Here is a 20568-nt window from a genome sequence, read left to right as displayed (position 1 = left end):
GTCTCAGTCATAGCGGGCCTCGACCCACCAGTGGCCGGCCGACACCAGCAGCAGCCAGGCGCTGCCGTCGACCCCGACCACCTGCAGCCGGGCGAGGAAGCCGGTGGGGTGGCCGCGGGCGTCGTCGGTCCACCAGCGCTCGTCGGCCGGCCACGGGCCCGCCCACGCCTGCACCGGCTGCCAGCCCACCGGCCAGCCCGCGGCCGGGCGACCGCCCTCGTCGACCCGGAACCGGGCCGGGGCGACCGACAGCGTGCCCCGGTCGTCGAGGACGGCGGGGGAGCCGGCGGCGCCGACGACGGTGGCCTGCGCGGGGCGGGTGAGCACGGTGGAGGGCAGCGGGGGCGGCAGCCGGCCCGGCCACGGCGGCTCGCCGGGACGGGCGGGCAGCGGCCGGTCGCCCCAGGGCACGAAGGTGGTGCGGTCGGCCGGCCCGCGCCCGCCGCCGACCACGCTGGTGCCCACCGCGCGGTGGCCCAGCCGGCTCTGCACCCGGGTCAGCGCCTGGTGCACGTGGTCGTCGGGGCCCCCGCCCCACAGGCCCTCGGTGTGCGCGCCCTGCGGCTCGACGTCCTCGGGCAGCAGGTCGACCCGGGCGACGGGGGCGCCGAGCCCGCCGCCGGCCAGCTGCCAGCGCACCCGGTCGAGCACGTCGTCGGCGGTGAAGAAGCGGGGGTGCAGCCAGCGGCGGGAGACCACCCCGCCGAGGTCGTCGGTCACCTCGACCCGCAGCCCGGTGCAGACCAGGACCTGCCCGGCCAGGCCCGCGACCAGCTGCTCGGCGGCCGGGCGCAGGGTGGCCACGACCTGGTCGGCGCGGTCGAGCGCGGGGTCGAGCTCGACGGTGCGGCCCAGCTCGGGCAGCGGGGCCCGCCCGCCGGCGGCGGCCACGTCGTCGCCGCGGGCCAGCCGGTGCGCCCGGCCGCCGGAGCTGCCGAAGCGGGCCAGCACGTCGCCGGGGGACAGGTCGGCGAAGGCGCCCACGGTGCGCAGGCCCAGCCGGCGCAGCAGGTCGGGGGCGTCGGGGTCCAGCACCGGCGCCAGCACGTCGACCGGCAGCCCGGCCAGGAACGGCCGGTCGCCGCCGGTGGGCACCACCTGGTAGCCGGGCAGCCGCTCGGCGGTGCGGGCGGCCTGCTCGGCGCTGAACGGGCCGTCGGCCACGCCCACCCGGGCGTCGGGGACGCCGGCCTGCTCGAGCACGTCGAGGAGCACGGCCGCGGCCGCGGTCTCCCCGCCGAGGTAGCTCGCCGACCCGCGGGCGGGGACCGCGCAGGTGCCCGGCCGGAGGACCTGCACCCCGGGGGCGACCGCCTCGACCGCGCGCAGCACCGGCTCGAAGGCGCGCGCCTCGGCGCCCGGGTCGTGCCGCAGCACGACCAGCTCGGCGCACCGGGACTGCGCCTCGCGCACCCGCAGCCCGCGGCTCACCCCGGCCGCGCGGGCGGCGGGGGAGACGGCCAGCACCTGGCCGCGGTCGACGACGGCCACCGGGCGCCGGGACGGCCCGCCGGGACCGGTGCCCTGGCCGCCGAGGACCGCAGCGGTGACCGGCCAGTCGGGGCACCACAGCACGAGGGTCCGGCGGGCGCTCACCCGGCGGCCCGGACGACCTGCGCGACCGGACCGGTCACCGGGGTGACCCGGCCCTCGTGGTCGGGCAGCCACAGCCGCGTCCGCTGCGGCCGGGCCGACCGGCGGGACTGCACCACGACCTCGGCGACCCGCCCGGTCAGGTGGCCGTGCCCGTCGCCCAGGCCCTGCCAGTCGCTGCCGGTGACGGCCAGCTCGGCGGTGCTCTGCGGCCAGCCGGGGGCGCCGAGGGGGGTGCACGCCACCAGCGCGGTGCCGCGCTGGCGCAGCCGGGCGGTGAGCCGCTCGACCGCGGCACCGGCCACCCGGCCGACCGGCCCGACCAGCACCACGGTCAGCGCGCCGACCAGCGCGTCGACCACGGCCACCGGCTCGGCGCCGGGGTCGGGGACCAGCACGGTGCGCGACAGGTCGACGCCCATGCCCGCCGCGGCCTCGGCGCCGAAGCCGGGCAGCCCGACCACGCCGCACCACTCGCCGGCCGCCGACGGCCCGGCCAGCAGCGCGGTGGCCAGCGCGACCGACCCCTGCACGGAGTAGACCGACCCGGTGTGCAGTGCCCCGCCGGGCAGCAGCGCGGCCAGGGCCGGCAGCGTCTCCAGCGCCCGCCGCGAGGTGGTGGTGCCGAAGCGCCGGTCGGCCCGTGCCGCCGCCGACCGGGCGGCCGCCAGCCGCTCGGCGAGCTCGGGCGGTAGGACGGTCACCGGGCAAGGATCGAACACGTGTTCGATCGGTGTCAAACCGGCAGGCCGTGCGGCGTGGCGGTCCACCCGATCGGGTGGACCGCCCGCGCGGGCTACCGCAGGGCGCGGTTGACGGCGCTGACCACGGCGCGCAGGGAGGCGCTGACGATGTTGGGGTCGATGCCCACGCCCCACAGCACCCGCTCGCCCACGGCGCACTCGACGTAGGCCGCGGCCTTGGCGTCGCCACCGGCGGACAGCGCGTGCTCGGCGTAGTCCAGCACCCGGACGTCGACGTCCAGCGCCCGCAGCGCGTCCACGAACGCCGCGATCGGGCCGTTGCCGCGACCGGTCAGGGTGACCGGTACGCCGTCGTCCACCAGCTCGACGGTCATCTGGTCGGTGCCGGAGCCGTCGGCGGTGTGCTGGTGCCCGGTCAGCGCCAGCCGGCCCCAGGGGGCGTGCGGGTCGGGCAGGTACTCGGAGGAGAACGCCGCCCACATCTGCTCGGCGGTCACCTCGCCGCCCTCGTCCTCGGTGTGCCGCTGGACGACGGCGGAGAACTCGATCTGCAGCCGGCGCGGCAGGTCCAGCTGGTTCTCGGTCTTCATGATGTAGGCGACGCCGCCCTTGCCGGACTGGCTGTTCACCCGGATCACGGCCTCGTAGCTGCGGCCGACGTCCTTGGGGTCGATCGGCAGGTAGGGCACCGCCCACGGGATGTCGTCGACGCCGACCCCGGCGGCCGCGGCGTCGGCCTTCATCACCGCGAAGCCCTTGTTGATGGCGTCCTGGTGGGAGCCGGAGAACGCGGTGTAGACCAGGTCGCCGCCGTAGGGGTGCCGCTCGTGCACGCCGATCTGGTTGCAGTACTCGACGGTGCGGCGGACCTCGTCGATGTCGGAGAAGTCGATCTGCGGGTCGATGCCCTGGCTGAACAGGTTCAGGCCCAGGGTGACCAGGTCGACGTTGCCGGTGCGCTCGCCGTTGCCGAACAGGCAGCCCTCGATGCGGTCGGCGCCGGCCCGGTAGCCCAGCTCGGCGGCCGCGACCGCCGTCCCGCGGTCGTTGTGCGGGTGCAGCGAGAGGACGACGGAGTCCCGCCGGCCCAGGTTGCGGTGCATCCACTCGATCTGGTCGGCGTAGACGGTCGGCTCGGCCATCTCAACGGTGGCCGGCAGGTTGAGGATCGTCGGGTTCTCCGGCGTGGGCTCCCAGACGTCGGTGACCGCGTTGCAGATCTCGACCGCGAACTCCAGCTCGGTGCCGGTGAAGGACTCGGGGGAGTACTGGTAGCGGATCTCGGTCTCCGGCATGCCCTCGGCCAGCTTGCGGACCAGCCGCGCGCCGTGGACGGCGATGTCGACGATGCCGGCCCTGTCGGAGTTGAAGACGACCCGGCGCTGCAGGGTGGAGGTGGAGTTGTACAGGTGCACGATCGCCTGCTTCGCGCCCGCCAGGGACTCGAAGGTGCGCTCGATCAGCTCGTCGCGGGCCTGGGTGAGCACCTGGATGGTGACGTCGCCGGGGATCAGGTCCTCCTCGACCAGCTGCCGGACGAAGTCGTAGTCGGTCTGGCTGGCGGCGGGGAAACCGACCTCGATCTCCTTGTAGCCCATCTGCACCAGCAGCTCGAACATGCGCCGCTTGCGGTCGGGGGTCATCGGGTCGATCAGCGCCTGGTTGCCGTCGCGCAGGTCGACCGCGCACCAGCGGGGGGCGACGGTGGTGACCTTCTCCGGCCAGGTGCGGTCGGGCAGACCGATCGCGGCGAACGGCGCGTACTTGCCGATCGGCATCGCCGAGGGCTGCTGGGCGTTGCGGGCGTGCGGGTGGGTGCTCATGGCTGGTGGCTCTCCTGGATGCCGTGGTGTGCGGACCGGCAGCGCGGGACGGGCACGCGCGGACACCGCGGCGAGGGGGCCGACCTAGGAGAGGGCCTCGCCGCGGCGGATAAGGAGGAGGCTGCCGCGCACGGGGTCACCGTAGCAGCGTCCGGGTCGGTGGACGTCGCACCGGCAGGGGCGGTCGGGGACGCGCGACGTCGCGGGTGGAGGTCGGGCGGGGTGGGAGGACGTGGCCGGTGACCCCCCCGGCCCCGGGGGTCGTCAGTAGGAGCGGCGCAGGCGGAGGCGGAGGGGACGGCCGTCGGGGTCGTGCACCAGGCGGTACAGCGGGGTGGCCCACAGCCGCTCCAGCCGGGTCAGCTCCGGACGGCGGTGCACCCGCAGCCGGCCCGGCGGGCGCGGGCCCACCCGGCCGCCGGCGTGCCAGGCGTCCAGGGCCTCGGCGGAGGCGACGCAGGCGGCCACGAACGCGTCCGGGTCGACCAGCCCGTCGTCGTCGGGGGCGTCCAGGTGCTCCCGGGCGAGCTCCAGCCGGAGGTCGCGGGCGAAGGTGCGGGCGCCGTCGCCCAGGCCGGCGGGGTCCCGCGGTTCGCGCTCGTCCCGGGTGGGGTCGAGGACGGCGTTGGACAACTCGCTGTCGTGGGTCCACGAGCGGCGGTTCATGTTGTCGCTGCCGACCTCGGCCCACACGTCGTCGACCACGCACACCTTCGCGTGCACGTAGACCGGCGTCCCCTCGTGGTTCTCCAGGTCGAACACGTGCACCCGGCCCGGCGCGGACTCCTGCAGCAGCGTCATCGCCTCGGACTGCCCCAGCTGCTGGGGCCGCTCGGAGAACGCGCCCTCCTGGTCGGGCACCCGCGGCACCACGACCACCAGCTGCAGCGTCGGGTGCTCCCGCAGCGACGCGGCCAGGTGGCCGGCCACGTCCTTGCTCCACAGGTACTGGTCCTCCAGGTACACCAGCCGGCGGGCCCGCTCGAGGGCCTTGGTGTAGCCGCGGGCGATCGACCGCTCGCCCTCGGGCGCGAAGTCGAACGCCGGCCACACCTTCGGGTAGGTGCGCAGCGTCTGCACCACGTGCGGCCCGCACGGCGGGGGCGGCGGGGGCTGCGCGGGCAGCGGCGTCGCGTCCATCTGGTTGCGGCCCAGCCACTGCTCGGTCTTGTCGTGCACCCAGGCGACCGGGTTCTCCGAGGCGGGGCTGGTGGGGTCGTCCCAGCGCTCCCGGAACGCGTCGTCCAGGACGCCGACCACCGGGCCGCGCAGCTGCAGCTGCACGTCGTGCCAGGGCGGGGTGTCCCCGTAGGCCGAGGACATCGACTGCGGCTGGGGGTCCCCGCGGTGCTCGGCGTCGTCCCGGCGGGTGTGGCCCAGGTCGATGCCGCCGGCGAACGCGACGTCCCGCGACGGGTCCTCCGGGTGCCGGCAGACGACCAGCTTCTGGTGGTGGCTGCCCAGCCGGCGCACCCGCTGGTCGCGGACGACGACCGCGCCGTCCTCCTCCAGCTCCCGGTCCAGCGAGGCGTTCTGCTCCTTGGAGAAGCTCAGGCCGTCCCAGTGCGAGCGCCAGACCAGCCCGCGCACGCACACCCCGCGGCGCGCGGCGTCGGAGAACAGCTCGTCCACCGTCGGCCCGTCCGGCCGCAGCTTCTGGTCGGGGTCGCCGCGCCAGTCGGTGAAGAACAGGTGGTCGCCGGGGCCGAGGTCGCGCACGGCGTCGACCAGCCGGTCGAAGTAGGCGGCCCCGTGCACCAGCGGCTCGGCCAGGTTCCCCTCCGTCCAGGCCGGCAGGTCCGACGACGGGTTGTCCCGTTCGGCCCCGGTCAGCAGCCAGGCAACGACGTCCTCGGTCTCGGGCACGCCCGTGATCACACCACCGGTGCGGCGTCCCCGCTGCTCGCGCCGGTAGTCTCGGGCCCCGTGGCCCTGGTCGTGCAGAAGTACGGCGGTTCCTCCGTCGCCAACGCCGAGCGCGTCAAGCGCGTCGCCGAGCGGGTCGTGCAGGCCAAGAAGAACGGCCACGACGTCGTCGTGGTCGTCTCCGCGATGGGCGACACCACCGACGACCTGCTCGACCAGGCATCCCAGATCACCCCCGACCCCCCGGGCCGCGAGCTGGACATGCTGCTCACCGCCGGCGAGCGCATCTCGATGGCGCTGCTGGCCATCGCCATCTCCACCCACGGCTACCAGGCGCGGTCGTTCACCGGCTCCCAGGCCGGGGTGATCACCACCTCCAGCCACGGCAAGGCCCGCATCATCGACGTCACCCCGGGCCGGCTGCGCTCCGCGCTGGACGAGGGCTCGATCGTCATCGTCGCCGGGTTCCAGGGCGTCAGCCAGGACACCAAGGACATCACCACGCTGGGCCGCGGCGGCTCCGACACCACCGCGGTCGCCGTCGCCGCCGCCCTGCAGGCCGACGTCTGCGAGATCTACACCGACGTGGACGGCGTGTTCACCGCCGACCCGCGGATCGTCCCCAACGCCCGGCGGCTGGACACCGTCACCTACGAGGAGATGCTGGAGCTCGCCGCCTGCGGGGCGAAGGTCCTCATGCTGCGGTGCGTCGAGTACGCCCGCCGCTACGGCATCCCGGTGCACGTCCGCAGCTCCTACTCCCAGCTCCCCGGCACCACGGTGACCGGTTCGATGGAGGACCTCACGGTGGAACAGGCGATCATCTCCGGCGTCGCGCACGACCGCAGCGAAGGCAAGATCACCGTCTACGGCGTGCCCGACCGGCCGGGCGAGGCGGCGGCGCTGTTCCGCGTCATCGCCGACGCCGAGATCAACATCGACATGATCGTGCAGAACGTGTCGGGCGCGGCCTCCAAGCTCGCCGACATCTCCTTCACCCTGCCCAAGTCCGACGGCCCCGCCGCGCTGGCCGCGCTGGAGAAGGTCAAGCACACCGTCGGGTTCGACCACGTCGAGTTCGACCAGCACATCGGCAAGGTCTCCCTGGTCGGCGCCGGCATGCGCTCGCACCCCGGCGTCTCGGCCAAGTTCTTCGGTGCGCTGGCCGACGCCGGGGTCAACCTGGAGCTGATCAGCACCTCGGAGATCCGCATCTCGGTGGTCTGCCGCGACACCGACCTCGACCTCGCCGTCCGCGCGGTGCACGACGCGTTCGAGCTCGGCTCCGACGTCGAGGCCGTCGTCTACGGGGGGACCGGGCGATGAGGGAGCTGCACGTCGGCGTCGTCGGCGCCACCGGCCAGGTCGGTGTCGCGATGCGGCAGATCCTCGCCGAGCGCGGCTTCCCGGCCGCCAGCGTGCGGTTCTTCGCCTCGGCCCGCTCGGCCGGCACCCGGCTGCCGTGGGGCGACGGCGAGGTCGTCGTCGAGGACGCCGCCACCGCCGACCCCGCCGGCCTGGACGTCGCGCTGTTCTCCGCCGGCGCCACCACCTCCCGCGCCCAGGCGCCCCGGTTCGCCGCGGCCGGCGTGGTCGTCATCGACAACAGCTCGGCGTTCCGCAAGGACCCCGACATCCCGCTGGTCTGCAGCGAGGTCAACCCCGACGACGTCGACCTCGCCCTCACCGGGGACGCCCCGGGCCGGATCATCGCCAACCCGAACTGCACCACGATGGCCGCGATGCCGGTGCTCAAGCCGCTGCACGCCGAGGCCGGCCTGACCCGCATCGTCGCCAGCACCTACCAGGCCGTGTCGGGCTCCGGCGTGGCCGGCGTCCGCGAGCTGCACGGCCAGGTGCAGGCCGTGGTCGAGAAGGCCGACGCGCTGGCCTACGACGGCCGGGCGCTGCAGTTCCCCGCACCGGAGAAGTACGTCGCGCCGATCGCGTTCAACGTGCTGCCGATGGCCGGCTCGGTGGTCGACGACGGCTCGTTCGAGACCGACGAGGAGCAGAAGCTCCGCAACGAGAGCCGCAAGATCCTGCACATCCCCGACCTGCGGGTCTCCGGCACCTGCGTGCGGGTGCCGGTCTTCACCGGCCACTCGCTGTCGCTGAACGTCGAGTTCGCCCGGCCGCTGTCGGTGGAGCGGGCCCGCGAGCTGCTGGCCGGTGCGCCGGGTGTCGAGCTGGTCGACGTCCCCACCCCGCTGCAGGCCGCCGGCCAGGACCCCTCCTACGTCGGCCGCATCCGGCAGGACGGCCCGACCGGGCTGGCGCTGTTCGTGTCCAACGACAACCTGCGCAAGGGCGCGGCGCTGAACACGGTGCAGATCGCGGAGCTGATCGCGGCCCGGGGCTGATCCCCGGGCCGCGCCCGCTCACGGGGTGACGTGCCGCAGCGCGAAGTCCAGCGCGGTCTCGACCTGCCGGATGGTCTCCTCGACCACCAGCGACCCGTGCCCGGCGTCGAACCGGTAGACCTCGTGCGGCTTGCCCCGCTCGGCCAGGGCCTCGAGGTAGTTGTCGATCTGCCGGATCGGGCAGCGCGGGTCGTTGGCGCCGGCGACCACCAGGACCGGGACGGCGACGTCGTCGACGTAGGTCAGCGGGGAGGACCGGCGGTACACCTCCGGCACCTCCTCGGGGGACCCGCCGAACAGCGCGCGGTCGTAGGCGCGCAGGCCCTCCATCTCGTCCTCGTAGGCGGCCAGGTAGTCCGCGACCGGCACCTCGGCGATGCCCGCGGCCCACCGGTCGGGTTGGGTGCCCAGGCCCAGCAGGGTGAGGAACCCGCCCCACGAGCCGCCGGAGAGGATGCACCGGGCCGGGTCGACGACGCCCTCGGCGACCAGCGCGTCCTGCACGGCGGCGACGTCCTCGAGCTCGGTGAGCCCGGGCCGGCCGGTGAGCGCGTCGCGCCACGCCGAGCCGTAGCCCGACGAGCCGCGGTAGTTCACGTGCACCACGGCGTAGCCGGCGTCGACGTAGGCCGCCCGGCGGGCGCGGTAGGAGTCGTCGTCGGCGGCCTCGGGGCCGCCGTGCACCAGGAACGCGGTCGCGAAGGGCCCCTCGCCCGCGGGGCGGACGAGCAGGGCGTGCACGTCCCCGCCGGGGCCGGGGACCCAGCGGTCCTCGACCGGGTAGCCGGCCGGCGGCTCGTCCCCGGGGGCGGCCAGCACGACCGGGCCGTCGGCCCGGCGGATCACCGGCGGCCGCTGCGACGACGACCAGGCCAGCTCCACCGAGCCGTCCGGGCGGGCGGTGGCCCCGCGGACGACGCCCGGCGGGGTGTCCAGCTTCGTCAGCTCGCCGGTGGCCAGCGCGTAGCGGTACAGCTCGCTGCGGGCGGCGTGGTCGTGGCCCACCAGCAGCGCGGAGCCGTCGGGGTACCAGCCGGCGGTGACGTCGCCGGGGAGGTCGAGCACCAGCTCGGTCTCGGTGTCGGTGGCCAGGTCCCACACCAGCAGCTCCTCGCGGCCGCGGCGCTCGTGGCCGACCAGCAGCCGCAGGTCGCCGGGGACGGGGGAGAAGCCCAGGGCGTGCAGCCCCAGCTCCTCGCCGTCCCACTTCTCCGCGACCACCCACGGGCTGTCGGGCTCGGCCTGGGAGTGCCCGTCGGGGATGCGCGCCACGTCGAGCACCCGCAGGGCGGGGTAGCGGGGGTCGCCGTGCTCGGAGTGGGAGAGCACCAGCCGGTCCTCGTCGCGGGACAGCGCGTCGACCGAGGCGGTGTCCGGCGTCCGGTAGAACACCCGGGGCTCCCCGTCGCGGGGCACCAGCCACAGCTCGCTGCCGTCGTCGGTGGACCGGCCGACCGCGACCAGGGTGCGGCCGATCTCCAGGCCGGCGGGGTAGGCCGGCTCCACCTCGGGGACGGCGACGACGTCCTCGCCGCCGGCGAAGGGCTGGGTCCGCCAGACGCCGAACTCGTCGCCGTCGGTGTCGGCGAACCACCACACGGTCTGCCCGTCGGGGCTGAGCGTGGCGGCCAGCGTGCCGTTGGGGCGGTCGGTGACCTGGCGCTGCTCGCCGGTGTCGCGGTCCCAGGTGTACTGCTCGACCACGCCGGTGACGTCGGAGGCGAACAGGCAGCGCTGCGGGGCGTCCTCCGCCCAGTCGGGGAGCGAGACGCGCGGGGCGCGGAAGCGGGCCTGCCAGCGGGCGGTGACGTCGGGGGGGAGCACGCCCCCATCCTTCACCGCCCGGCGGTGGCGCTCTGCACGGAGGCGTCCCGGACGTCGCCGATCAGCTGCTCCAGCACGTCCTCCAGCGCGACGACGCCCAGCAGCGCGCCGTCCTGGGTGACCGTGCCCAGGTGCACCCCGGCCTTGCGCATGGCCTGCAGCACCTCGGGCAGCGGCTCGTCGGGGGCGACCTCGACGAACTGCTCGAGGGCGTCGTCGGGCACCGGCTCGTCGCGGCCGGCCAGGCCGAGGACGTCCTTGACGTGCACGTAGCCGGCCCAGGTGCCGTCGGGGTGCACCACGGGGTAGCGGCTGAACCCGTGCTCGGCGACGACGGACTCCAGGTCGCGCGGGGTGGCCGACCGGGGGACGGCGACCAAGTCGTCGGCGGGCAGCAGCACCGAGCGGGCGTCGTGGGCCTCGAAGGACAGCGCGCCCTCGGCGAGGGAGGACACCTCGTCGCCGAGCAGGCCCTGGCTGCGCGACTGGGTGATCATCGAGCGGATCTCGTCGCTGTCGAAGCTGGCCGCGACCTCGTCGGTGGGGGTGACCCCGAAGAGCCGGACGAAGGCGTTGGCCAGGCTGTTGAAGAACCAGATCAGCGGCTTGAGCACCGTGACGACCTTCGCCATCGGCGGGCCGAGCACGACGGCGGCGCGGTCGGGGCCGGCGATGGTGATGTTCTTGGGCACCATCTCGCCGAGCACCATGTGCAGCACGGTGACCAGGCTGAGCGCGATGACCAGCGCGATCGGGTGCAGCAGTCCCTCCGGGACGCCGGCGGACTCCAGCGGCACCTCGATGAGGTGGGCGACGGCGGGCTCGCCGACCGCGCCCAGGCCCAGCGAGCACAGCGTGATGCCCAGCTGCGCGCCGGCCATCATCTGCGACACGTTGCGCATCGCGTCCAGCGTCCGCTGCGCGCGGGCGGAGCCGGCGGCGGCGCGGGGCTCGATCTGGTCGACCCGGGCCGAGACCAGCGCGAACTCGGCGGCGACGAAGAAGGCGTTGCCCAGCAGCAGGGCGACCAGGATGGCCAGGGCGAGGACGTCGTTCACGCCTGCGCCACCTCGTGCTGACGGGCCGGGACCTCGGACCCGCCCGGGAGGGGGTCGGCCCGCAACCCGGCCACCCGCCGTCCGTCCAGCGCGGTGACGGTGAGCCGGTGGCCCTCGACGTCCACGGTGTCGCCCTCGGCGGGCAGCCGGCCCAGCCGGGTGACCACGAACCCGGCGACGGTCTCGTAGCGGCCCTCGGGCACCGGGACGCCGGTGCGCTCGCGGACCTCGTCGGGGCGCAGCAGGCCGGAGATGTCCCACCCGTCGTCGCGGCGGCGCAGCTGGCGCAGCGGGCGGTCGGTCTCGTCGGTGATCTCCCCGACCAGCTCCTCGACGATGTCCTCCAGGGTGACGACGCCGTGCGTGGCACCCCACTCGTCGACGACCAGGGCCAGCTGCATGCCCTCCTCGCGGAGCAGGTCCAGCAGCGGGTCCAGGTGCAGGGAGCTGGGGACGGCGAGCACCGGCCGGGCCAGGTCGCCCGCGGTGACGGTGCCCCGGTCGGCCTCGGGGACGGCGACGGCCTGCTTGACGTGCACCAGCCCGGTGACGTCGTCCAGGTCGGAGTGCCAGACGGGGAACCGGCTGGCGCCGGTGGCGATGGCGGCGTCGATGACCTGCTGCGCGGTGGCCCCCTCGGCCAGGGTCGCCAGCCGGGTGCGCGGGGTCATCACGTCGGTGGCGTACTTGTCGCGCAGCCCCAGGGAGCGGTCCAGCAGCCGGGCCGCGGTGGTGGACAGGTCGCCCTCCTCGGCGCTGCGCCGGGCGACGGCGGCGAGCTCGCCGGCGCCGCGGGCGTCGTCGAGCTCCTCGCGGGGCTCGAAGCCCAGCCGGCGGACGATGCCGTTGGCCAGCCGCTGCAGGGCGCGCACCACCACGCCGAAGACGGCGGTGAAGGCGCGCATGCCGGGGGCGACGACGGAGGCGACGGCGAGCGGGCTGGCGATGGCCAGGTTCTTGGGGCCGAGCTCCCCGATCAGCATCTGCAGCGTGGTGGCCAGCACGATGCCCACGACGACGGCGACGGTGGTGGCGCCGGCGGGGGACAGGCCGAGGGACTCCAGCGGGCCGTCGAGCAGCCCGCCGATGGCCGGTTCGGCGAGGTAGCCGACCAGCAGCGTGGTCAGCGTGATGCCCAGCTGCGCGGCCGACAGCTGCGTGGACAGGCCCTTCAGCGCCTCGACGACCCCGCCGGCGCCGCGGCGTCCCTCGGCGGCGGCCTCCTGCGCCTGGCCGCGGTCGACGGTGGTGAAGGAGAACTCGGCGGCGACGAAGAACCCGGTGAGCACGGTGAGCAGCACCGCAACGAGCAGGAGCAACCATTCGGACATCGGGTGCCAGGGTGCGGGTTGGCCGACGCAACCGCGCGCCGACCGGGTGTGCCGTTCAGGACAGCAGCTGCTCCACCCGGCGGGCCACGGCCAGCAGCGCGGCGTCCTCGCCGGGCAGGGTCTCCAGCGACAGCCCGACCGGGAGGCCGGCCGGGCTGGTGCCGCAGGGCAGAGACACCGCGGGCATGCCGGCGGTGGAGCCGGGGCCGGTGTTCTGGATGGTGGTGCCGAAGACCGGCACCTGCTCCCCGCCGAGGTCGGTGGTGTCGTCGTCGCCCAGCGGCGGGGCGGTCAGCGGCACGGTGGGGTAGACCAGCGCGTCCAGCCGGCCGCCGCCGTCCAGCTCGTGGGCGGCGGCGTAGGCCGCGCGCAGCGCCTCGCGCAGCTGCAGGCACTCGGCGTAGACCGACCCGGGCACCGGGTCGCCGATCGCGTGCTCCAGCGCGCCGCGGACGTCGGGGCTGGCCACCCCGGCCACCAGCTCGTCGAACGACGGGCCGGACGGCAGCGACCCCAGGTAGCCGGGCAGGGTGCGCAGCACCTCGTGGAAGACGATCGGGAAGCCGCAGCGGGCGTCGAGCTCGTGCGCGGCGACGACCTCGACCTCGACCAGCTCGACCCCGGCGTCGGCCAGGCGGTCCAGGGCGCGGCCGACGGCGTCGGCGACGTCGGCGGCCAGGCCGTCGAAGAACCCGGGCAGCGGGACGCCCAGGCGCAGCATGCGGGCGTGCGGCACGGTGGCCGGGGTGGCGCCGGCGACCACCTGGTCCAGCAGCACGACGTCGGCCACGGTGCTGGCGAACGCGCCGACCGTGTCGCGGGTGCTGGAGATGGACACCACGCCGTCCAGGCCGCCCCAGCGGCCGGTGGTGGGCCGGTGGCCGACGACGCCGCAGTGCGCGGCCGGCACCCGCATGGAGCCGCCGGTGTCGGTGCCCAGCGCCACGGGGACGACGCCGGTGGCCACCGCGACCGCCGACCCGCCGGAGGAGCCGCCGGCCGAGCGGGTGGGGTCGTGCGGGTTGCGCACGGGGCCGTAGGCGGCGTTGTTGCTGGTTATCCCGAAGGCCAGCTCGTGCAGGTTGGTCTTGCCGACGACGGTGGCCCCGGCGGCGCGCAGCCGGGCGACGGCGGAGTGGTCCCGGCCGGGGCGGGAGCCGTGCAGGGCCGGCGTGCCCCCGCTGGTGGGCAGGTCGGCGACGTCGACGTTGTCCTTGACCGCGATCGGGATGCCGGCCAGCGGGCCGTCGGGGGAGAGGTCGGGGTCGATGCGGCCGGGGTCGACGACGGCGAGGAAGGCGCCGAGCTCGTCCGTGCCGTGGGCCCGGGCGGCGGCCGCGGTCAGCCGCTCGGCGGCGGTGCCGCCGGTGCGGGCGCGGGCGAGGTCCAGCCGCTCGGCCCCGACGGTCACAGCTGGGCCGCCACGACGGTGGCCACCGGCAGGGCGACCACCACGAACAGGCCCGACATCAACCCGGACGCCACGACCTGGCCGTCGCGCTGGATGGAGGCCACGGTCACCCCGCGCAGCACGACCAGGTCGATGAGGAAGCGGAACAGGTACAGGGTGAGGACGGCGACGAGCACGGTGGCGGCGAAGGCGGCCAGGCCGGCGCCCCAGCCGGTGAAGTCGCCGGCCACGCCGACCCGCACGACCAGGGAGACGGCGACCAGGATGCCGGCGATCTCGAACGCGGCGGGCAGCGACCCGGCCGCGATGCCGCGCCGGATGACCCCACGGGTGACCAGGTCGTGCAGGAAGTACACGCCGACGACCACGGCCAGGCCGAGGACGGCGAAGACCACGGTGCTGGCCAGCCCGGTCTGCCAGGACGGCGAGCTGCCGATGAGCGAGCCGTTGAGGATCAGCCCGAGGCCCAGGTAGAAGCCGGCCTCGACGACCCCGACCGCCACGTTGCCCTCGCGCATGGCCTGCACGTTGTCCACCCGCAGCAGCACGACCTTGTCCACCACGACCCGGGCGACCAGCAGGGCCACGAACACCCAGGCGCCCTCGACGAGGAGGTTCGTGATCGCGCCCCAGCCGATCTCGTCGAACCGGTACTCCAGCGAGTTCAGCATCCCGACGACCAGCGCCGCGGACAGCGAGAGCCGCTGCACCATGTAGCCGGTGTTGCCGCGGGTGATGATCTCGGCGTTGTCGTCGAAGGAGGTCAACGCGTTGACCAGGTACCAGAACGCGGCCACGAAGGCGGCGACGACGACCACCTGCAGGGCGGCGATCGGCCAGTTGGCGAGGTAGTCCCGGGCGGTGTCGAGGAACATCAGGCTCCCTGCTGGGTGGGGCTGCCGTGGCCGACGACGTGCGGCACGAAGTGGCTCTGGTTGTCGGTGATGAGGCCCTTGCTCTCCCGGATGCCGAGACCGGCGGGCTCGCCGTCGACCATCCAGATGCCGAGCACGGGGTGGTGCGAGCCGTCGGGGCCGGGGAAGTCCGGCAGCGGGGCGAAGGACTGCAGCACGTAGCCCTCCTCGCCGTAGCCGCCGCCGGTGGAGGCCAGGGTGCGGCCGTCCTCGTAGATGGTGATGTTGGCGCCCTCGCGGGACAGCAGCGGCTTGCGCACGTGCGACTCGGCCATCCACCCGGGGACGTCGTCGTCGGCGAAGTAGGCCGGCAGGATCAGCGGGCTGCGGGCCGGGTCGGTGCCGAACAGCTGCCACAGCACCGGGAGCAGGCCCTTGTTGCTCCAGAGCATCTTCCAGGGCGCCTCGATCCACACGGTGCCGCCGGGGCGGGCCATGTCGGCGAAGGCGGCCCGGCCGAACTCCTCGTGGACGATCCACTCCCAGGGGTAGAGCTTGAAGAGGACGTCGATGTGCCGGCCGTCGGCGGGGTCGCCCTCGAAGAAGCCGCCGGTGGCCTCGTCCAGGGTGATCTGGTTCATCATGATCGACCGGGTGGCGTACCGCGGGCGGCCGCCGTCGCGGACCTGGGTGCAGGCGTCGCGCATCATGAACGTGTTGAACAGGTCCTCGCCGGAGCGGTCGGCGCCGTCGCAGGCGAAGTAGACGACCGGGTCCTTGCGCAGGTCGCGCTCGACGAGCCCGAGGTTGCGCTCCCAGGCCCGGGTCAGCCGCTCGAACACCGAGTTCCACTGGTCGGCGCCCTGGCCGGTGTCGCGGAACCACTCCCACTGCACGTACGCCGTCTCCGGCAGCGAGGTGGGGGTGTCGGCGTTGAACTCCAGCAGCTGCGGCCGGCGCAGGGTGGGGTCGATCCGGGACTGGGGGCTCGTCCCGCCGTAGCGGACGTCGAAGCGGCCGAAGACGCTCTGCTTGGACGGCTCCTCGTTCCAGGTGCTGATGACCAGGTCGTGGGTGTACTCCGGGATGCCCATCCGCAGCATCAGCTCGGGGTGGGCGACCATGTGGTCACCGGCCTCGACGCACATCTCGAACAGGGTGGCGGCGTCCCGCTCGAGCTGGGCGATCTCCACCGCGGTGAAGTCGTAGAACTCGCCCTCGCGCCAGTAGCTGGTGCTGCTGCCGTCGGGCAGCACGGTCTCCCAGTAGGTCAGGCCCTGGGCGGTGACGGTGTCCTGCCAGCCGGGCCGGACGACGCCGTCGTGGACGCGGCGCACCTCAGCTCCCCGAGGAGCCGAAGCCGCCGTGGCTGCTGCTGCCGCCGCCGTCGATGCTGGTGCCGAACCCGCCGGAGCGGCTGCCCCCGCTGCCGCTGGTGTAGCTGCCGGAGGAGGGCAGGCCGGCGTTGGCGCGGGCGGTGCTGTCGGTCGGGTTGATCGTGGTGCCGCCCGAGGGCACCACGGCGCCCCGGGACAGGGAGCGGCCGGGGGAGCCCAGCCAGATGAAGTAGCCCCCGCCGCCGCTGTAGCCGGAGTCGCAGTAGTCGTCGTCGACGACCTGGTTGGACTGGTCGACGCAGTAGGCGACCTCGTCCTCGCCGCTGGAGCACCCCGAGGCGGTGAAGGCCAGCACCATGGCCGCGGTGAGGGCGGGGACCCGGCGGAGGCCGGTGGCGCGGTTCACGGCGCGGATCATGGCACAGGAACAGGATCGGTCGCGCCCGGGACGCAGAAGGCCCGCTCCACGGGGGAGCGGGCCTTCTGGTGGTGGTCGGGGTGACAGGATTTGAACCTGCGGCCTCGTCGTCCCGAACGACGCGCGCTACCAAGCTGCGCCACACCCCGAGAGCCGTCGTGAAGCCTAGCCCACCGTCTGCGGGGAGCCGACAGGGGTGTCCCGGGCGACCAGCGTCAGAAGGGTGGCCTCCGGCGGGCAGCAGAACCGGTAGGGCGCGTACGGGCTGGTCCCGAGCCCGGCGGACACGTGCAGCCAGGTGTCCCCGCTCCACCGGTGCAGCCAGCGGGCCTTGTCCCGGCTGATCCCGCAGTTGGTGACCAGCGCGCCGTAGAAGGGCACCCGCAGCTGCCCGCCGTGGGTGTGGCCCGACAGCACCAGGTCGTGGCCGTCGGCGGCGAACCGGTCGAGCACCCGCGGCTCGGGGGAGTGCACCAGGCCCAGCCGGAGGTCGGCGTCGGGGTCGGTGGGCCCGGCGACGGCGTCGTAGTCGTCCCGCCCCAGGTGCGGGTCGTCCACCCCGCGGACGGCGACGGTGCGCCCGTCGACCTCGACGGTCGCGGTGCCGTTGGTGACGTCGGCCCAGCCACGGGCGGTCATGCCGTCGCGCAGGTCCCGCCAGGGCAGCTCGTCGCCGTGCACCCGCTTGTGGTTCGTCCGGAAGTACTTGAGCGGGTTCTTCGGCCGGGGCGCGAAGTAGTCGTTGCTGGCCAGGCAGAACAGCCCGGGCCGGTCCAGCAGCGGCTCCTGCGCGGCGAGCACGATCGGCACGGTGTCGTGGCCGGCGAGGTTGTCCCCGGTGTTGACCACCAGGTCGGGGTCCAGGGCGTCGAGGGCGGCCACCCAGTCCCGCTTGGAGGTCTGCGCCGCCGTCATGTGCAGGTCGGACAGGTGCAGCACGGTCAGCGGCCGCTGGCCCGGGGGGAGCACGGGGACGGTGAACCGGCGCAGCGTCCAGTGCACCCGCTCGACGAGGCTGGCGTAGCCGAGGGTGGCCAGGCCCGCGGTCACGAGTCCGGCGGGCACGGCGAGGGCGGGGCGCACCCGAGGAGCCTAAGCGGGGAGGGAACCGGGTTGGCCGGCCGTGCGACGCTGGAGGACGTGTCCGACCTCAAGAACAAGCTCCGCGACGACCTCACCACGGCCATGAAGGCCCGGGACGAGCTGACCACCGCCACCCTGCGCATGGTGCTGGCCGCGGTCAGCGCCGAGGAGGTGGCCGGCAAGGAGGCCCGCGAGCTCACCGACGACGAGGTGCAGGCGGTGCTGCGCCGCGAGGCCAAGAAGCGGCGCGAGGCCGCCGAGGCCTTCGGCGGCGCCGGCCGGGCCGAGCAGGCCGCGCGCGAGCAGGCCGAGGGCGACGTGGTCGCGGCCTACCTGCCCGCGCAGCTGTCCGACGAGGAGCTGACCGCGCTGGTCGCCGGCGTGGTCGCCGCGACCGGGGCGAGCGGCATGGGCGACATGGGCAAGGTCATGGGCCGGGCGAACGGCGAGGTGGCCGGGCGCGCCGAGGGCGGCCGGGTCGCCGCCGAGGTGCGCCGCCAGCTCTCCGCCTGACCCCCGTACGCGACGAGGGCCGGACGACCTGGTGGTCGTCCGGCCCTCGTCGCGTCTCAGCCTGGTTGGCCGTCCCCGTTGGTGTCCGGGGCGTCCGGGTCGGCCGGTGGCGCCGGCTGGCCCTCCGTCGGGGCCGGGGGTGCCGCGGCCGAGCCGTTGCTGACCTGCACCTGCACCGAGCCGCCCTGCTGCACCCGGGTGCCCGTCCCCGGGCTGGTGCCCAGGACGGTGCCGGCCGGCTGGTCGGAGTCCACCGACACCTGGCCGCCGTAGCTGAGCCCGGCGCCGGTGATGGCCGACTGGCACTCGCTCACCGAGCTGCAGCCGGGCACCGCGCGGGTGTTGCCGTTGGCCACGGTGTCGTCGGCCGGCGGGAAGGGTGCGGTCTCCTGCGCGGTGAGGATCGGCTCCATCGCGTCGTTCCAGATGGTGGCCGGCTTGTTGCCGCCGAAGCCGCCGACGTTCTGGTTCTCCTTGGGGTTGAGCACCATCACGCTGGCCGTGTACTCGGGCGTGTACCCGACGAAGGCGGCGGAGAAGTTGCTCTGCGACGTCCCGGTCTTGCCGGCGATCTGGTGGCCGGGGACGTAGGCCCGGGCGCCGGTCTGTCCGGAGTTCCCCGGCTCGACGTCCTTGCGCAGGATCTGGTTGAGCGTGTTCGCGACGCCGGCGGGGATGGCCTCGGCGTTGCAGGAGTCACCGGTGTTGATCACCGTGCCGTCGGGCAGCGTGGCCGGGGCGCCGTTGCGGTCGACGATGGACACCACCGGTGTGGGGTCGCACTGCGTGCCGCTGGCCGCCAGCGTGGAGTAGGCGCTGGCCAGTGCCAGCGGGCTGGTCGCCTCGGCGCCGAGGGTGAACGACCCCCGCTCCTCGGCGATGATCTGGTCGGCGTTGGCGTCGATGGAGCTCAGGCCCATCCGCTGGGCCATCCGCACCGGCGCCTCGACGGAGCCCAGGGCGTCCTCGAGGGCCACGAAGTAGGTGTTGGAGGACATGTACAGCGCCCGGACCATGTCCAGCGTCGCCGGGTAGGTGCCGGCGTTGCTCACCCGGTAGGGCGCGCTGCCGTTCTTGAACACCCGCGACGTGTAGGAGTTGCCGGTGGTCAGCGTGTAGTACTGCGAGTAGCCCTGCTCCAGCGCCGCGGCGGCGGTGAAGACCTTGTAGGTCGAGCCGGAGCCCTGGCTGGACGCGGTGTTGAGCACCACCGACTCGCAGGCCGGGTTGGCCGCGTCCGAGCAGTACTGCCGGTTGACGCTCATCGCCAGCACGTGGCCGGTGCCCGGCTCCACGGCGGTGTAGATGCCGGCCAGCGAGTCGCCCATGGGCAGGGTGTTCAGCACGGCCTGGTCGCCGGCGGCCTGCATGTCCGGGCGCAGCGTGGTCTGGATCGTGTAGCCGCCGTTGTCGATCTGCTGCTGGGTCATGCCCAGGCCCAGCAGGTGGGTCTGCAGGTAGGCGCAGAAGAAGCCGCCGAGCGAGGCGTCGGTGCAGTTGCGGGCCGGGGGCTGGCCCTCGGCGGTGGCGACCGGCTGGGCCAGGGTGTCGGCCAGCTCCTGGTCGGTGATGTGGCCCAGCTGGTGCATCCGGGTGAGCACGGTGTCCCGGCGGGCCTGGGCGTTCTCCGGGTTGGCCAGCGGGTCGTCGTTGGTCGGGCTCTGCACCAGACCGGCCAGCACCGACGCCTGGGCCAGGTCCAGGTCGACTGCGTTGACCGAGAAGTAGCGCTGGGCGGCGGCCTGGATGCCGTAGGCGCCGGCGCCGAAGTAGGCGATGTTGAGGTAGCGGGTGAGGATCTCGTCCTTGGAGTAGGTCTCCTCCAGGGCAAGCGCCAGGCGCGCCTCGCGCAGCTTGCGGCCGACGGTCTGCTCGTCGGCGGCCTCGCGCTCCTCGGGGGTGTCCGCGGTCTGCAGCAGCGTCTGCTTGACCAGCTGCTGGGTCAGCGTGGACCCGCCCTCGGCGACCCCGCCCGCGGCGATGTTGGCGGCCAGCGCGCGCAGCGTGCCCTGCACGTCGAGGCCGTTGTGCTCGTAGAACCGGCTGTCCTCGATGTCGACGATCGCCTGCTTCATGATCGGCGAGATCTGGTCGGCGGTCACCGGGGTGCGGTTGTTCTCGTAGAAGTGCGTGATGACCGAGCCGTCGGCGGCGAGCACCGTCGTCATGCCGACCGGCGTCTGGTCGGTGAGCTCGACCGGCAGGGCGTCCAGCAGCGAGGCGGAGTTGCGGGCCACCAGCCCGCTCCCGCCGACGAAGGGCAGCATCATGCCCGCCACCAGCGCGCCGGCCACCACGACGGTGGCGGCGAGCTTGGCCAGGGTGGCGGCTCGGGAGGGTGCACGGGTCTCGGACATCGCCAGCCAAGGTACCCGGCAGGATCACCCGTT

At 74.5% G+C, this 20568-nt stretch carries 16 protein-coding genes and 1 tRNA gene; 3 read left to right on the top strand and 14 right to left on the bottom strand.

Annotated features, from left to right (window positions below):
* Positions 1-3 precede the first annotated feature (3 nt).
* The 4 genes from BM158_RS10510 to BM158_RS10495 form a co-directional block, all read right to left on the bottom strand.
* Positions 4-1596, bottom strand: coding sequence for a DNA polymerase Y family protein (locus tag BM158_RS10510; RefSeq protein WP_091557660.1), 1593 nt, complete (start codon positions 1594-1596; stop codon positions 4-6).
* The gene (locus BM158_RS10505; RefSeq protein WP_091557657.1) at positions 1593-2297 is read right to left on the bottom strand and encodes a hypothetical protein; all 705 of its coding nucleotides are present in this window, start codon (positions 2295-2297) and stop codon (positions 1593-1595) included. Before BM158_RS10505 ends, BM158_RS10510 begins: the two co-directional genes overlap by 4 nt.
* Before the next feature lie 92 nt (positions 2298-2389).
* Positions 2390-4120 carry a 2-isopropylmalate synthase gene (gene leuA / locus BM158_RS10500; RefSeq protein WP_091557654.1) on the bottom strand — a complete coding sequence of 577 codons (1731 nt, stop codon included), beginning with the start codon at positions 4118-4120 and terminating at the stop codon, positions 2390-2392.
* A 264-nt stretch (positions 4121-4384) separates the two neighbouring features.
* On the bottom strand, positions 4385-5986 hold the full coding sequence (locus BM158_RS10495) for a phospholipase D family protein (protein WP_091558787.1): 1602 nt from the start codon (positions 5984-5986) through the stop codon (positions 4385-4387).
* A 60-nt stretch (positions 5987-6046) separates the two neighbouring features.
* Here BM158_RS10495 and BM158_RS10490 point away from each other — a divergent pair, with 60 nt between their 5' ends.
* Both BM158_RS10490 and BM158_RS10485 read left to right on the top strand, forming a co-directional pair.
* Positions 6047-7312, top strand: coding sequence for an aspartate kinase (locus BM158_RS10490; protein WP_091557652.1), 1266 nt, complete (start codon positions 6047-6049; stop codon positions 7310-7312).
* Entirely contained in the window at positions 7309-8349 is a 1041-nt protein-coding gene (locus BM158_RS10485; protein WP_091557649.1) for an aspartate-semialdehyde dehydrogenase, read from the top strand. Before BM158_RS10490 ends, BM158_RS10485 begins: the two co-directional genes overlap by 4 nt.
* 18 nt (positions 8350-8367) lie before the next feature.
* Here BM158_RS10485 and BM158_RS10480 read toward each other — a convergent pair whose 3' ends face one another.
* From BM158_RS10480 to BM158_RS10440, 9 genes are all read right to left on the bottom strand, one after another.
* Positions 8368-10173: a S9 family peptidase gene (locus BM158_RS10480; RefSeq protein WP_229827701.1), complete on the bottom strand. Its 1806-nt coding sequence runs from the start codon at positions 10171-10173 to the stop codon at positions 8368-8370.
* Positions 10174-10184: 11 nt separating this feature from the next.
* Complete coding sequence (locus BM158_RS10475) at positions 10185-11231, bottom strand: hemolysin family protein (protein ID WP_091557642.1); 1047 nt, start codon at positions 11229-11231, stop codon at positions 10185-10187.
* Positions 11228-12562 carry a hemolysin family protein gene (locus BM158_RS10470; protein WP_091557638.1) on the bottom strand — a complete coding sequence of 445 codons (1335 nt, stop codon included), beginning with the start codon at positions 12560-12562 and terminating at the stop codon, positions 11228-11230. The genes BM158_RS10475 and BM158_RS10470 overlap by 4 nt, the downstream gene beginning before the upstream one ends.
* 55 nt (positions 12563-12617) lie before the next feature.
* The gene (locus BM158_RS10465; RefSeq protein ID WP_229827702.1) at positions 12618-13973 is read right to left on the bottom strand and encodes an amidase family protein; all 1356 of its coding nucleotides are present in this window, start codon (positions 13971-13973) and stop codon (positions 12618-12620) included.
* A complete protein-coding gene (locus tag BM158_RS10460) occupies positions 13970-14848 on the bottom strand; it encodes a DUF350 domain-containing protein (protein WP_091557634.1) in 879 nt (292 codons plus the stop codon). The genes BM158_RS10465 and BM158_RS10460 overlap by 4 nt, the downstream gene beginning before the upstream one ends.
* Positions 14848-16164, bottom strand: coding sequence for a glutathionylspermidine synthase family protein (locus BM158_RS10455; protein ID WP_091557631.1), 1317 nt, complete (start codon positions 16162-16164; stop codon positions 14848-14850). Before BM158_RS10455 ends, BM158_RS10460 begins: the two co-directional genes overlap by 1 nt.
* 1 nt (position 16165) lies before the next feature.
* Positions 16166-16570: a hypothetical protein gene (locus BM158_RS21505; RefSeq protein ID WP_131802016.1), complete on the bottom strand. Its 405-nt coding sequence runs from the start codon at positions 16568-16570 to the stop codon at positions 16166-16168.
* An 84-nt stretch (positions 16571-16654) separates the two neighbouring features.
* Positions 16655-16731 (bottom strand) — tRNA-Pro (locus BM158_RS10445).
* Between the two features lie 16 nt (positions 16732-16747).
* Positions 16748-17665 (bottom strand): metallophosphoesterase, encoded by a 918-nt coding sequence (locus tag BM158_RS10440; RefSeq protein WP_091557624.1) that lies wholly within the window; start codon positions 17663-17665, stop codon positions 16748-16750.
* 57 nt (positions 17666-17722) lie between these two features.
* On the opposite strand from BM158_RS10440, the gene BM158_RS10435 reads away from it, so the two are divergent.
* Entirely contained in the window at positions 17723-18178 is a 456-nt protein-coding gene (locus BM158_RS10435) for a GatB/YqeY domain-containing protein (protein WP_091558778.1), read from the top strand.
* A gap of 56 nt (positions 18179-18234) precedes the next feature.
* On the opposite strand, the gene BM158_RS10430 is transcribed toward BM158_RS10435, so the two are convergent.
* Complete coding sequence (locus BM158_RS10430) at positions 18235-20535, bottom strand: penicillin-binding protein (RefSeq protein ID WP_091557621.1); 2301 nt, start codon at positions 20533-20535, stop codon at positions 18235-18237.
* Positions 20536-20568 lie beyond the last annotated feature (33 nt).

It is taken from the genome of Klenkia taihuensis (assembly GCF_900112525.1).
Taxonomy (GTDB): Bacteria; Actinomycetota; Actinomycetes; order Mycobacteriales; family Geodermatophilaceae; genus Klenkia; species Klenkia taihuensis.
Note: the sequence above shows the minus strand (reverse complement) of the source record. Positions and strands in the feature narration are given on the sequence as shown.

Coding starts and splice junctions, on each gene's coding strand:
- leuA (WP_091557654.1), bottom strand. CDS start 4,120: ATGAGCACCCACCCGCACGCCCGCAACGCCCAGCAGCCCTCGGCGATG.
- BM158_RS10485 (WP_091557649.1), top strand. CDS start 7,309: ATGAGGGAGCTGCACGTCGGCGTCGTCGGCGCCACCGGCCAGGTCGGT.
- BM158_RS10470 (WP_091557638.1), bottom strand. CDS start 12,562: ATGTCCGAATGGTTGCTCCTGCTCGTTGCGGTGCTGCTCACCGTGCTC.
- BM158_RS10460 (WP_091557634.1), bottom strand. CDS start 14,848: ATGTTCCTCGACACCGCCCGGGACTACCTCGCCAACTGGCCGATCGCC.
- BM158_RS10430 (WP_091557621.1), bottom strand. CDS start 20,535: ATGTCCGAGACCCGTGCACCCTCCCGAGCCGCCACCCTGGCCAAGCTC.